The organism is Pseudomonas sp. 14A (assembly GCF_018132745.1).
Taxonomy (GTDB): domain Bacteria; phylum Pseudomonadota; class Gammaproteobacteria; order Pseudomonadales; family Pseudomonadaceae; genus Aquipseudomonas; species Aquipseudomonas mercuritolerans.
Genome location: NZ_JAGRQJ010000012.1, coordinates 244,365 through 258,349, shown reverse-complemented (window position 1 = coordinate 258,349; position 13,985 = coordinate 244,365). Strand labels below are relative to the sequence as shown.

Here is a 13,985-nt window from a genome sequence, read left to right as displayed (position 1 = left end):
GCAAAAAGATCGCAACCTTCGGCACTTCCTACAGGGAACGCATTCCACAGTAGCTGCCGTAGGCTGCGATCTTTTGATCTGCGCCTCTGATCAAGCCCGCAACGTGCGCGTCATCCGCAGCGCCAGCAGACTGCCGCCGACGATCACCGCCGCCAGCACATAGAGCGCCGCATCCGTCGAGCCAGTGCTGTCCTTGACCCAACCTACCAGGTACGGGCTGAGGAACCCGGCCATCTGCCCCATCGAGTTGATCAACGCCAGACCGCCAGCCGCCGCGCCCAGTATGGCCGTAGGAAATGCTCCAGAACCCCCGTCAGTTTTGATCGTCCATACCATTCGTCGCGACTGTCAGATCTGACAGTAGGCAGAACTAAATGTCTAAGCGCCAAATCATAGACGGCCGCCGGATCTGGAAAGGCCAAAATCCCATGGACCAAGGTGCTTATCATGACAACCGAAACCTCCGATGAAATGCCGACCTACGAACACGTGTTGCACCTGTACCCGCCAAAGCTTCCCGATAGCAATACGCAAGTGACCGGCGCTGACTGTGGTATCGCGATGAGGTTCTATGGTTCAAGCGGCGCTAAAGTTATTGTCGATCCCTATCTTCAGCAAGCCCCGTTGGATACCGTTCAGCTCAACCTGAACGGCGAGATGAATATTGCCAGTACCCAGACCACTGCATCAGACGATGCGGTTGTGCTTTTTATCCCACCCAACAAATTGAGATCCGATCCGGGCTACCTCAATGAGCTTTCTTATACTGTTATTCGTGGGAGCAACATTGAAGGCACTTCCCAACCGCCCCTTAGTATCTTATACAACGACGTCCCACCTGGTATGAAAGACCAGAACGAGGGTGTTGGCGGGCATTCCGAATTGAAAATGGATTTACCTGCGGACGTGCTGGAAGACGGCATCGACGCTGACCGCGCCGAGCAGGGGGTTCAGATTTTCTTGTCTTATCCCTATTGCCGGTCGGGCGATCGTATCCTTCTCAGTTGTAAAGGTCGTGACATTTTCCATGACGTTCTGCCGCACGAAGCGCCAGCCCAGCCTACAGATGTGCCGACCCGGATCGGTTTGTTACTCGAAAAAGAGGTTTTCGAATTAGCAGGTGATGATCCGCGGTTCCCTTTCAAATTTACGGTTAGTGATGAAATAGGTAACGCAACCGATCGAAACTCTTGGTCTCCCGTCATCACGGCAGATGTCGATCTGCGGTCTCGAATGGCGGCACCTGATGTTACCGAGAATCCGGATGATCCCAATGATGCTCCTGATACAATCGACCTGAACAAGCTCGGTAACAAAGATTTGACTGTACAAGTCCATGTTATCGCTCCGTTATGGCAGATGATGGACAGTATCCGCGTAACTTATGTAGCCACGCAGGGTAATGGCGAGACAGTCGAGCATAAGGAAGCAGCGACCGTTGAAAGAGTACCGTTCATTCATAAATTATTGATACCCAATGCCAAAGTCGTTGCCGACAGTCTAGTGAAGGTTACGTATGAGCAAGTCCGCAATGATATAAGTATCGCCAGATCAAAAATTACACGGGCAAGGGTTGTCGTTAGGCCAGTCATTACGTCAGTCAAAAATTCGGTTGGCGCGGAACTGCAAAATGGAGGAACGGTTTCAGACAATAAAGTTACATTGGCGGGCTCGGCGCTGGCGGAAGTCTTATTGCAAATTTTCGACGGTGACACATATATCGCGGACGTTCAGGCTGGCGCCGATTATAAATGGCAAAGCAATGCGATACCGATTGGCGTAGGGCAGCGGATATTCAAGGTTAAAGAGAAAAGTAGTAGTCAGCTTGAGTCCGAACCTTGGTTTGTTGAGCGACTGGCATTCGATATTGATCGGACTCAAATGAAGCTTAACGGATTGTCTATAAAGGTCCCGCAGTGGCCGAAAACCGGTTTGGATTCTATCGGTAATACGGCTGTTCGCTTACCCACCGGCGGGGTTCCGCCTTACGACTATGCGTCGTCGGACCCGCTGACGGTTTTGGTCACTACAGGAGGGAAAGTCACTGGGCTGAAACAAGGTGTCGCGACTATCTATGTCACTGATCAGGAGGGTACGACTCTTTCTTACTTGGTGGCGGCTACTAATATATTTAGATTGATGATCAGCAAGGAACCGCTTCGGGCGGATGATGCTGTCTTATGGATGAATGAATTAGGTGGGCAGAACGTTTTTAACTACCAGTTCATAAGAGACGCTCTCCGCGTATATGTGCCATCCGTACCTGCGCACATCAATACGTGCGCCTATGATGGTCGGTCGTACTGGTATATGCGAGCAGACTGGAGTCACTTTGGTTGGATTAAGCAACTAACTTTATTATCGTGGTGCCTTGTCCCATATTAGTGCATATCAACGATATATTTTATGCTGACTCTTCTGACGCGCGTTCAGTGGGAGCGCGTGCTTTTGTATCTCTAAGATTGGCCGGACTGGTCTTCAAGAAACGGCCCTTGAGAAGGCCGTTTCTTATGTATAAGCCTAAGCCCGCAACGCCCGCGTCATCCGCAACGCCAGCAAACTCCCGGCGACAATCACCGCCGCCAGCACATACAACGCCGCATCCGTCGAGCCTGTGCTGTCCTTGACCCAACCCACCAGGTACGGGCTGAGGAACCCGGCCATCTGCCCCATCGAGTTGATCAGCGCCAGACCACCAGCCGCCGCGCCAGCGCTCAGCATGGCGGTCGGTACCGGCCAGAACATCGGCAGACCGGTCAGTGCGCCCATGGTCGCGATGGTCAGGCCGAGAATCGCAATCGCCGGATTCGCTGCGAAATTCACTGCGATCACCAGACCGACAGCGCCCATCAGCATCGGCACCACCAGGTGCCAGCGGCGCTCCTTGCGCAAGTCCGCCGAGCGGCCGACGACCAGCATGAACACCGCTGCAAGCAGATATGGAATCGCACTCAGCCAGCCGATCACCAGGTTATCGCTGAAGCCAAGGTTCTTGATGATCGACGGCAGCCAGAAATTGATCGCGTAAACGCCGCTCTGGATGCAGAAATAGATCAGGCCGAAGGCCCAGATCGCAGGGTTCTTGAACACCGCGAGCAGCGAGTCGGTGGCGGTTTTCGGTTTGTTGGCGAGGTCTTCGGCGTGGTCGGCTTCGAGCACCGAACGTTCATGGGCGGTCAGCCATTTGGCATTGGCGAAGCTGTCGCTCAACAGGAAATACGCCAGTGCGCCGAGGATTACCGTCGGGATGCCTTGCAGCAGAAACATCCACTGCCAGCCGGCCAAGCCACCCTGGCCGGCGGCGAAGTGGTTGAGGATCCAGCCGGAAAACGGGCTGCCGAGCAAACCGGAGACCGGGATTGCCGACATGAACAACGCCATGATCCGACCACGGCGGAACGTCGGGAACCACTGCGAGAGATACAGCACGACGCCCGGGAAGAAACCGGCCTCAGCGGCACCGGTGAAAAAGCGCAGGGTGTAGAACTCGGTCGGGGTGGTGACGAACAACAGGCAGGTCGACAGCGTGCCCCAGGTGATCATCATCAAGGCAATCCAGCGCCGAGGACCGAAGCGGGTCAGTGCCAGGTTGCTCGGCACGCCGCACAGCACGTAACCGATGAAGAAGATGCCGGCGCCGAGGCCATATACGGTTTCGCTGAATTTCAGTGCGTCGAGCATCTGCAGTTTGGCGAAGCCAACATTGACCCGGTCGAGGTAGTTGAACAGATAGCAGATGAAAATGAAGGGAATCAAACGCAGGGTGATGCGTTTGTAGACGGCGTTTTTACCGTCGTCGATGGTCTGGGTAGCTGCGGCGCTCTGCGACATAGCGGCTCTCTCTTTATTATGATTTTTTGCGATGCAAAGGGTAACGTTGATCGCCCTGAGAGTCTCGGCCACCTTTGGCCGGATTGTCTTTGTGCCTGAGCACAGGGTTTGCCGCCAGACCCTGTGCGGCTGAACAACCGTCCGTGCCTGAAATGAAGGATTGCCGCCGCTATGTTCGAACTCGATCACGACCTTGCCCAGGATATCGTCGACCGGGCCATGGCCATTTTGCCGTACAACGTCAACGTCATGGACAGTCAGGGCCTGATCCTCGGCAGCGGTGAACCGGAACGCATCAACACCCGCCATGAAGGCGCGCAACTGGTGCTGGCCAACGGGCGCGTGGTGGAAATCGATGCGCAGACGGCGGTACACCTCAAAGGCGTGCAACCGGGCATCAATCTGCCGCTGCTGCTCGACCAGCGCTTGATCGGCGTGCTCGGCATCACCGGTGAGCCGGAGCAGTTGCGCACCTACGCCGAACTGGTGCGCATGACCGCCGAAATGCTCGTCGGCCAGCGCAACCAGCAGGCCGAGCAGCAATGGCGACGGCAGCGTTGCGATGATCTGCTGGCGCTGCTGTTGAGCGACGCGGGGGATTCGCCACGTCTGATCGATGAGGCGCAGCAGCTTGGGCTCAAACCGCAACTGACGCGGGTGCCGTACCTGTTCGAATTGGGTCTGGAACACGGGCCGGGGCAAACCGTCGAGGCTCTGAGTGCATGGCTGACCTCGCGTTATCCCGACAGTTGGTGTGTGAGTTCGGCGAAGTCTTCGCTGTTGTGGTGTCGCCCGGCCAGCCAGAACGTCGAGCACGATCGACTGCTGGAAAAACTCGACGGTCTCGGCTGGAACATTTTGCGCATCGCCGTCGGCGGGCAGGCAGATGGTCTGGCCGGGTTGCGCCGCTGTTACCGGCGGGTCGGCGATTTGCTCGCTTATGGTCGCGACGTGCTGCCGAGCTCGCGGCTGCTGACGCTCAATCGTTATCGCTTGCCAGTCATGCTGTGGCGCCATCGCAACGATGATGCGCTGGATGAACTGCTCAAGCCGCTGCGCAAGGTCATCGCCAAGGACAGCAACGGCCAGTTGCTGGCGACCCTGCGCAGTTGGTGCGAGCACGATGGGCAGAGCCAGGCCTGTGCCGAAGCGCTGGGCATCCATCGCAACAGCCTGCGCTATCGCATGGAGCGGATTGCCGAGTTGAGCGGGGTTGATCCGTTGAAGCTGGACGGGATGCTGGCGTTGTACCTGGGGGTGCAGCTGTTGCCGCAGACGGATCCGAACTGATCGGTGTATTCAATGGCCCCTTCGCGAGCAGGCTCGCTCCCACATTTGGAATGCATTTCAAAATGTGGGAGCGAGCCTGCTCGTGAAGGGGCCGGAACATCCAATGCCAGCCTTTTGTGGAAATGAACAATAAACGCCGACGCCACTTGTGCAGCCGACCGGCGTCAAGGCGCAGGCCGACTGGCAGCATGAATGCCACTGCAACCGGAGAATTCCCATGAAGATCGTCATCGCCCCCGACTCGTTCAAGGACAGCCTGAGTGCCCAAGGCGTTGCCGAAGCCATTGCCCTCGGACTGGCGCAGGTCTGGCCGCAGGCGACGCTGATCAAATGCCCGATGGCCGATGGCGGCGAAGGCACGGTCGAGTCGATTCTTGCAGCCTGCGAAGGTGAGTTACGCCGCACCCGCGTGCGTGGTCCACTGGGCGCGCCGGTCGATGCTGCTTGGGGTTGGCTACCGCACAACCACACCGCGATCATCGAAATGGCGGAGGCCAGCGGTCTGCAACTGGTGCCGCCGGGGCAGCGCGATGCCTGCATCAGCAGCACGTTTGGCACCGGTGAATTGATTCGTGCAGCGCTGGATGCCGGCGCGCAACGAGTGATCCTGGCGATCGGCGGCAGCGCGACCAATGACGGCGGTGCGGGTGCGATGCAGGCGTTGGGCGTGAAGTTGCTGGATGCGCAGAATCAATCGTTGGTGCCCGGCGGCCTGGCCTTGGCGCAACTGGCGCGACTCGATGTGGCTGGGCTTGATCCGCGTCTGGCCGAGGTGCGTTTCGACATTGCCGCCGACGTCAATAATCCGCTCTGCGGCCCCCACGGTGCCTCGGCCATTTTCGGCCCGCAGAAGGGCGCATCGCCTGCGCAGGTTGAGCAGCTCGATCAGGCGCTAGGGCACTTTGCCAAACTCTGCGCGCAAGCATTGGGCAAAGACGTGCGCGATGAACCGGGCAGCGGCGCGGCGGGTGGTCTGGGCTTTGCCGCCAAAGCTTTTCTCGGCGCGCAGTTTCAGGCGGGCGTCGAGGTGGTGGCGGAACTGGTCGGGCTCGCTGACGCGGTCAAAGGTGCGGATCTGGTCATTACTGGAGAGGGCCGCTTCGATGCGCAGACCCTGCGCGGCAAAACACCGTTCGGCGTGGCGCGAGTTGCCAAACAATACGCTGTGCCGGTGATCGTGATTGCCGGGACCTTGGGCGAGGGTTATCAGGAACTCTATCAACACGGCATCGACGCCGCGTTTGCTGTTACCAGCGGGCCGATGACTCTGGAGCAGGCCTGCGCCGAAGCCCCGCGCCTGCTGCGTGAACGCGCCACCGACATCGCCCGGGTCTGGCAGCTCGCCGCCAAACGCTGAACCGCTGGCCTCTGTAGGAGCTGTCGAGTGCAACGAGGCTGCGATCTTTTAATCCTGCTTTCAAAAGTCAAAAGATCGCAGCCTCGTTGCACTCGACAGCTCCTACCCAAGGCAGCGAACCTTGGTTGATTGTTGTAACGTCCCGAAAAATATTTACTGCGGACCCGAAACCTTCCTCAAGCCTGGCCGATACAACGGTCAGGCGCACACAAAACCAAAACCCAGTGACGCCGGACTGTCGCCCGCTATGGGCCAGTGCTCACGGCATGGATGCTCGTAGTTTCTTTCTTTCGAGAGTCCGACCATGTCCCTGCGTAACCTGAATATCGCGCCCCGTGCTTTCCTCGGTTTTGCCTTTATCGCCTTGCTGGTGATTGTCCTCGGCGTGTTCGCCGTCAGCCGCATGACGGTCATTCGTCAAGCGTCGATCGACATGGACACCAACCAGTTGCCAAGCGTGACTCACCTCAGCGTGGTCACGGAAAACGTCCTGCGCATGCGCATTCTCTCGTTCCGTGTGCTGGTCAATCGCGAACCGGTCAGCCTGCAAGAGGCAGAAACCCGCATCGCGGTGCTGGTCGACAAGGTGCGCAAAGCTCAGGCCAGCTACGCTGCGTTGCCGGCAGGTCCTGAAGAGCACGCAGTTTTCCAGACGTTTTCGACCACCCTCGATAACTATCTGCAAGCTCAGAACCGGATGCTTGAGCTGTCGCGCCAGGGCGATCTGGAAGCGATGCGTGCGTTGATCAACACGCGCATCAAGGAAGGCACCGATCAGATGGGCGAGCAGCTCAACAAGCTGATCGGCATGAATACCGCCGGGGCCAGAGCGGCGGCCACCAAGGCCGGTGAAAACTATGACAGCGCGATCACCGGGATCATCATCGTCGCCGTGATTGCGGCGCTGGCCACCGTGTTGCTCGCCTGGTTGCTGACCCGCAGCATCGTCACGCCGCTCAACCGCGCCGTGCTCGCCGCGCAAACCATTGCCAACGGCGACCTCAGCAAAGCCATTGAAGACGACGGCAAGGACGAACCGGCGCGTCTACTCGAAGCTTTGGCCGCGATGCAGACCAACCTGCGCAAAACCATCGAGCAGATCGCTGGTTCCGCCACGCAACTGGGCGCCGCTGCCGAAGAGCTCAGCGCTGTCACCGAAGAAGCGTCGCGCGGCCTGCAGCAGCAGAACAACGAAATCGAGCAGGCCGCCACTGCCGTCAACGAGATGACCGCTGCGGTGGAAGAAGTGGCGCGCAACGCCGTTTCGACTTCCGAAGCTTCCAATCAGTCGACCCACGCCGCCCGCGAAGGTCGCGATCAGGTGGTGAAAACCGTCGACGCGATCCAGACCATGACTCACGACGTGCAGAACACCGCGCAGATGATCGAAGGCCTCGCCGCGCAAGGTCGTGACATCGGCAAGGTGCTGGACGTGATTCGGGCCATCGCCGAGCAGACCAACCTCTTGGCGCTCAACGCTGCGATTGAAGCGGCGCGTGCCGGCGAGGCTGGCCGCGGTTTTGCCGTGGTGGCTGACGAAGTGCGCGCCTTGGCCCATCGCACCGCACAATCGACTCAGGAAATCGAAAAAATGGTCGCCGGCATCCAGAACGGTACCGGAGAAGCGGTTTCGTCGATGCAGCAAAGCAACCAGCGCACCCAGTCCACATTGGAAATGGCCCGCGCGGCCGGTGTGGCGCTGGAACAGATCACGCAATCGATTCACCAGATCAACGAACGCAACCTGGTTATAGCCAGCGCTTCGGAAGAACAGGCGCAAGTCTCCCGCGAAGTCGATCGCAACCTGGTCAACATCCGCGACCTCGCCACGCAATCGGCCGCCGGCGCCAACCAGACCAGCGCCGCGACCCACGAACTGTCGCGGCTGGCGGTGGATTTGAACGCCATGGTGGCGCGTTTCGTGATTTGAGATACGGTGAAGGCTGGAAACCCGCGCTAACAGGAGACGTACATGCGCTATTCAGCCTTGACCCAACGAATTGCCGGGGAGGGTGCCGCTGCCTGGCAGATTCACGACCGAGCGCTGGAACTGCGCGCCGAGGGCGTTGATGTTTTGTTGTTGAGCGTCGGCGATCCGGATTTCGATACGCCGTTGCCGATCGTCCATGGCGCGATCGATAGCCTGTTGGCCGGCGATACCCATTACGCCGACGTGCGTGGTCGGTTCGAGCTGCGCAGGCTGATTGCCGAGCGTCATCGCCAGCGCAGTGGTCAGCGTGTTGATCCTGATCAGGTGATTGTCCTGCCCGGCGCGCAATGCGCGGTGTACTCGGTGGCGCAATGTCTGCTTGATCCGGGTGATGAGGTGATCGTCGCCGAGCCGATGTACGTCACCTACGAAGGTGTGTTTGGCGCCTGCGGTGCCAAGGTGATTGCGGTGCCGGTGCGCCCGGAAAACGGTTTTCGTGTCGACCCGGCCGATGTCGCCGCGCGCATCACCCCGCGAACTCGCGCCATGCTGCTCAACAGCCCGAACAATCCCAGCGGCGCCAGTTTGTCCTTGCTGATCTGGCAGGAACTGGCGGCGCTGTGCATTCGCCATGACCTGTGGCTGATCAGCGATGAGGTGTACAGCGAGCTGTTATATGAAGGCGAGCACATCAGCCCGGCGAGCCTGCCGGGCATGGCCGAGCGCACCGCGACGATCAACAGTCTGTCGAAATCCCATGCGATGACCGGTTGGCGCATCGGCTGGATGATCGGCCCGAAACCCTTGGCCGAGCATCTGGTGAATCTGTCGCTGAGCATGCTCTTCGGTCTGCCGGATTTCGTACAGAAGGCCGCACAAGTTGCGCTGCAAAGCGATCTGCCGGAAGTCACGCAGATGCGCGAAGAATATCGATTGCGCCGCGATGTGGTCTGCGAACGTTTGTACGGTTGTCCTGGATTGCAGCCGATTTGCCCGGATGGCGGCATGTTCGTGATGGTCGATGTGCGCCAGACCGGCCTCGGCGCTCAGGCGTTTGCCGAGCGCTTGCTGGAAGGTTACGGCGTGTCGGTGCTGGCCGGCGAAGCGTTCGGGCCGAGCGCGGCGGGGCATATTCGCATCGGGCTGGTGGTGGATCGGGTCAAACTGGCGGATGCCTGCGCGCGGATTGCCTTGTGTGCGATGCAGCTGTTGCAGGCGCGGAGTGCCTGATGGATTTGCGTAGTTTGTAAAGGCCTCTTCGCGAGCAGGCTCGCTCCCACAGTGGAATGCATTCTGCTGTGGAAGCAGGCTTGCTCCCATTTTGAAATGCATTCTCTGTGGGAGCGAGCCTGCTCGCGAAGGCGGCTTTACTGGCGCCAGAGATCTCAGCTTTGCCACGCAGAGGCATTCACCAGATTCCCCGGCCGCTGTCCATTCAACGCCGCCAACAGATTCTCCACCGCACACCGCGCCATTGCTTCCCGGGTTTCATGGGTCGCCGAGCCCATATGCGGCGTCGCCACCACATTGCTCAACTGCAACAACGGCGAATCATGATTCAACGGCTCGCGCTCGAACACATCCAGCCCCGCCGCGCGGATACGCTTGCTGCGCAACGCCTCGATCATCGCCGCCTCATCGACCACCTTGCCGCGCGAGATATTGATGAAGATGCTCTCCGGCCGCATCAGCGCAAATTGCTCGGCGCCGATCAAGCGTTCGGTCTGCGCCGTCAGGGGCAAGGTCAGGCAAATGAAGTCGGCCTGCTGCAGCAATTCTTCGAGACTGCGATATTGCGCAGCGAACCGCTCCTCGACCGCCGGTTTGCGCGACTGACTGTGGTAGATCACCGGCATGCCGAAACCGAAATGTCCGCGCTGGGCCAAGGCCTCGCCGATGCGGCCCATGCCGATGATGCCCAGCGTCTTGCCATGCACATCGGTGCCGAAATGCGCCGGGCCGATGTTGCGGCTCCATTGCCCGCCACGGACCATGTTCGCCAGTTCGACTACACGGCGGGCGGCGGCGAGGATCAGGGCGAAACCGGTGTCGGCGGTGGTTTCGGTGAGCACATCCGGCGTGTTGGTCAGCAGGATCTTGCGCCGGCTCAGATAGTCGATGTCGTAGTTGTCGACGCCCACCGAGACGCTGGCAATCGCCTCCAGTTGCGGCGCCAGATCCAGCAACGCCGCATCCAGTTTCAGGCTGGCGCCGAGCAAACCGTGGGCGCGGGGCAGGGCATCGCGCAGCTGCATGAGGCCATCGGCGTCGAGGCTTTCGATCAGCGTTACGTCAAATTGCTCTTGCAGGCGCGCCATCAGCGCGGGCGAAAGTTTCTTGTACAGCACGACCTGTTTTTTCATGGCAAAAGTCCTTTCAGGAATGCGCCGGCACACGCGGCGTGGCGGCGGCTTTGGCGACGACGCGATCACTGGCGCCGGGCTTGAGGAAAATCGTCAGCACCACCGACAACAGCAATGCACCGCTCATCAACAGGTAGGAGGCGCCGGGCGAACCGGTGGAGCTGTTCAGATAACCGACCAGATACGAACCGCCGAACGAGCCGAGCGCGCCCATGCTGTTGATCAGCGCCATGGCGCCACCGGCAACGTTGGCCGGCAGGATCTCCGGGACGATGGCGAAAAACGGACCGTAGGGCGCGTACATGCAGGCGCCGGCAATCACCAGCAGCGTGTACGACCACCAGAAATGCTCGGCGCCCAAGGCATACGAGCCATAGAACGCAATCGAGGCGATCAGCAGCGGCGGCCAGACGAAGCGTTTGCGCTTCTGCAATTTGTCCGAGCCCCACGACACCGCGAGCATGCCCAGCACTGCCGCCAGATATGGCAGCGCCGAGAGCCAGCCGGCCTCGATCATGTCCATTTGCGCGCCGGCCTTGAGGATTGATGGCAGCCACAGCACGAAACCGTAGACGCCGATGCTCCAGCAGAAAAACTGCAGCGCCAGGATGATCACCTTCGGTGAACGGAAAGCCTCGGCGTAGTTCTTCACAGCCTTGATGCCGACCTGCTCTGCGGCGAGGGCGCTTTCCAGATCGTGCTTTTCCTGGTCATTGAGCCACTTCGCCTGGGCCGGGCGATCGTCGGCCAGGCGCCACCAGATAAACGCCCAAAGCACCGCCGGCAGACCTTCGATGATGAACATCCAGCGCCAGCTGAAATGCTGCACCAGATAGCCCGACACCACCGACATCCACAGCATGGTCACCGGGTTGCCGAGGATCAGAAAGGTGTTGGCCCGTGAGCGTTCGGCACGGGTGAACCAATGGCACAGATACACCAGCATCGCCGGCATCACCGCCGCTTCGACCACGCCGAGCATGAAGCGAATGACGATCAGCCAATAGGCGTTGGATACCACGCCAGTCAGCGTGGCGAGCCCGCCCCAGAGAATCAGGCTGACGAAGATCAGCTTTTTCACGCTGTGCTTTTGCGCGTAGATCGCGCCGGGGACCTGAAAGAAAAAGTAACCGAGAAAGAACAGCGCACCAAGCAGCGAGGACAGACCCGGTGTGATCATCAGGTCTTCGGCCATGCCCGATGCGGCGGCAAAACCGTAGTTGGCGCGATCTAGATAGGCCAGGCTGTAAGTGATGAACACAATCGGCATGATGTACCACCAGCGGCGGGTGGCGAGGGTTGCAGTTTTCATCGGTGTAACTCCTGAGCTTGTTGTTTTTGTCGCAGCAGGTTCATTGATTTGCGGTGATCAGGCGGGCTTCTTAGCGAGCAGGCTCGCTCCCACATTTGAAATGCACTCACCTGTGGGAGCGAGCCTGCTCGCGAAGGCGGCCTTTAATTCAACCGATAACTCCTGACGGGTTGGGAGGCCTTCCATATCCCCACGACTCTGCACCGCGCGACTGCCAATCCAGTTCGCCCGTTGCACCGCATCGGCAAAACTCTGATGCTCGAGCAGGGCGCTGATCATCCCCACCGCAAAGCCATCACCGGCGCCCACGGTATCGACCACGTTGCTTACCGGCACGCCAGCGACAAAACCCTGATCCAGCTGCGTGCGGTAATAAGCGCCTTCAGGCCCGAGCTTGATCGCCACCGCCTCGGCACCTTGATCCAGGTAAAACGCAGCGATGTCCGCCGGGTCATCGAAACCGGTGAGCAAGCGGCCCTCGCTCAACCCCGGCAGCACCCAGTGGGCGAGGGCGGCGAGGCGGTTGATCTCGCGAATCATCTCGCTTTCGCTGGCCCACAGGCTTGGGCGCAGATTCGGGTCGAACGACACGCTGCGTCCGGCGGCGCGCATGCGGGTCATCAGTTCGACGGACATTTCCCGCGCCGAGGCGGATAGCGCCGGTGGGATACCGGTGGCGTGCAAATGGCGGGCGCTGAGCAGGTTGTCGTTGATGGAGTGCGGCGACAAATGACTGGCCGCCGAACCACGGCGGAAGTATTCGACTTGCGGGTCGCTGCCATCGTCGTTGCGTGATTTGAACTGGAAGCCGGTCGGATGGGTTTTATCGACTTCAACGTGGCTGCAATCCAGACCTTCCTTGATCAGTGTCTCGACTACAAAGCGCCCGAGTGAATCGTTACCGACCCGGCTCAGCCACGCGACGTTGAAACCCAAGCGCGACAAGCCGATCGCGACGTTGCTGTCGGCCCCGGCAATACGTTTATGAAACTGCTCGACCTTGGCCAGATCACCGGTCTGCTCGGCGACCAGCATTGCCATGGTTTCACCGAAAGAAAGAATATCGATCTCAGACATGGGCTGGCTCCAGGCGCGATTGACCGAGGCGGGCGAGGGCGGCGACGTGTTCGCGGGTCAGTTGCACCAGGTCATCGCCTTGCAGCGGGTATTCGGCGGCGCGCATAACGCCTTGGTCCATGTGCCGCAGCAGTTGTTCCCACAGATGCAGATCGCTGATGGCCGGCGGTACGGCGACCAGTTTGCCGTCGGCGCGGCGCGCCACGGCTTTGCAATGCACGTAACCGACATGACGCCCAAGCGCGCGGGCGGCGCTGGCGGCAGATTGGTCCTGCCAGTGCCAGTTACCGATGTCGAAAGTCATCTTGATCGGCAGGTTGTGCTGCTCGACGGCGGCGAAGAAACGCTGGAATGGCTCGATGCGCCCGCCGTGCAAGGTCTGGTCGTTTTCCACCAGCAGTTGCACCGGGCTCTGCTTGAGTCGCTCGGCCAGTGCCTGCAAATCAGAGTTGTCAGTGAAATAGCCCAGCGACACTTTCAACCATTTCGAACCGAACGCCTGGGCCTGTTGCAGAGCTGTGATTAATTCGGGATTCGGCTGTGCTTGCCCGGCCAGCCACAGTTCGGTGGGGGAGGAATAGATGCTTTGCAGGCCCTGCGCCTGGGTGGCGTGCGCCAGTTGCGCCGGGTCTTCGCGGGTAAGCAGTTCTTCGCGCCACTCGATGCGATTGGCGCCGGAGGCCGCGAGGATCTCGATAAAAGAATCCTGCCCACGCTGGCGCACAAGCTCGGCACCGTAGCTGGACAGACTGATGGAAACGGCTGGTTTATTCATTGTTATTGACCTCTGAAACCGGTTTCATTTTTGTTCAAAAAAAATCAGGT

The 13,985-nt window shown here is 59.6% G+C and carries 10 protein-coding genes and 1 pseudogene; 5 read left to right on the top strand and 6 right to left on the bottom strand.

The window, feature by feature from the left end:
• Positions 1–90 precede the first annotated feature (90 nt).
• A pseudogene (locus PS14A_RS13460) lies at positions 91–294 on the bottom strand (MFS transporter); the annotation flags it as partial.
• Between the two features lie 153 nt (positions 295–447).
• Here PS14A_RS13460 and PS14A_RS13455 point away from each other — a divergent pair.
• A complete protein-coding gene (locus PS14A_RS13455) occupies positions 448–2,385 on the top strand; it encodes an Ig-like domain-containing protein (RefSeq protein ID WP_212616442.1) in 1,938 nt (645 codons plus the stop codon).
• Positions 2,386–2,520: 135 nt separating this feature from the next.
• On the opposite strand, the gene PS14A_RS13450 is transcribed toward PS14A_RS13455, so the two are convergent.
• Positions 2,521–3,831: an MFS transporter gene (locus PS14A_RS13450; RefSeq protein WP_130911922.1), complete on the bottom strand. Its 1,311-nt coding sequence runs from the start codon at positions 3,829–3,831 to the stop codon at positions 2,521–2,523.
• Between the two features lie 171 nt (positions 3,832–4,002).
• Here PS14A_RS13450 and PS14A_RS13445 point away from each other — a divergent pair, with 171 nt between their 5' ends.
• The 4 genes from PS14A_RS13445 (at position 4,003) to PS14A_RS13430 (ending at position 9,638) form a co-directional block, all read left to right on the top strand.
• Positions 4,003–5,121: a sugar diacid recognition domain-containing protein gene (locus PS14A_RS13445; protein ID WP_212616441.1), complete on the top strand. Its 1,119-nt coding sequence runs from the start codon at positions 4,003–4,005 to the stop codon at positions 5,119–5,121.
• A 217-nt stretch (positions 5,122–5,338) separates the two neighbouring features.
• Positions 5,339–6,478 carry a glycerate kinase gene (locus tag PS14A_RS13440; RefSeq protein ID WP_212616440.1) on the top strand — a complete coding sequence of 380 codons (1,140 nt, stop codon included), beginning with the start codon at positions 5,339–5,341 and terminating at the stop codon, positions 6,476–6,478.
• Between the two features lie 304 nt (positions 6,479–6,782).
• Positions 6,783–8,408: a methyl-accepting chemotaxis protein gene (locus tag PS14A_RS13435; RefSeq protein WP_130912217.1), complete on the top strand. Its 1,626-nt coding sequence runs from the start codon at positions 6,783–6,785 to the stop codon at positions 8,406–8,408.
• A gap of 42 nt (positions 8,409–8,450) precedes the next feature.
• A complete protein-coding gene (locus PS14A_RS13430; RefSeq protein WP_212616439.1) occupies positions 8,451–9,638 on the top strand; it encodes an aminotransferase class I/II-fold pyridoxal phosphate-dependent enzyme in 1,188 nt (395 codons plus the stop codon).
• 155 nt (positions 9,639–9,793) lie between these two features.
• Here the strand turns inward: PS14A_RS13430 and PS14A_RS13425 are convergent, their stop codons facing one another.
• The 4 genes from PS14A_RS13425 to PS14A_RS13410 are packed head-to-tail and all read right to left on the bottom strand — an operon-like array spanning position 9,794 to position 13,935.
• A complete protein-coding gene (locus PS14A_RS13425) occupies positions 9,794–10,771 on the bottom strand; it encodes a D-glycerate dehydrogenase (protein ID WP_212616438.1) in 978 nt (325 codons plus the stop codon).
• 13 nt (positions 10,772–10,784) lie between these two features.
• Complete coding sequence (locus PS14A_RS13420; RefSeq protein WP_137213718.1) at positions 10,785–12,083, bottom strand: MFS transporter; 1,299 nt, start codon at positions 12,081–12,083, stop codon at positions 10,785–10,787.
• Between the two features lie 57 nt (positions 12,084–12,140).
• Positions 12,141–13,160 carry a sugar kinase gene (locus PS14A_RS13415; RefSeq protein ID WP_212616437.1) on the bottom strand — a complete coding sequence of 340 codons (1,020 nt, stop codon included), beginning with the start codon at positions 13,158–13,160 and terminating at the stop codon, positions 12,141–12,143.
• On the bottom strand, positions 13,153–13,935 hold the full coding sequence (locus PS14A_RS13410) for a TIM barrel protein (protein ID WP_212616436.1): 783 nt from the start codon (positions 13,933–13,935) through the stop codon (positions 13,153–13,155). The genes PS14A_RS13415 and PS14A_RS13410 overlap by 8 nt, the downstream gene beginning before the upstream one ends.
• Positions 13,936–13,985 lie beyond the last annotated feature (50 nt).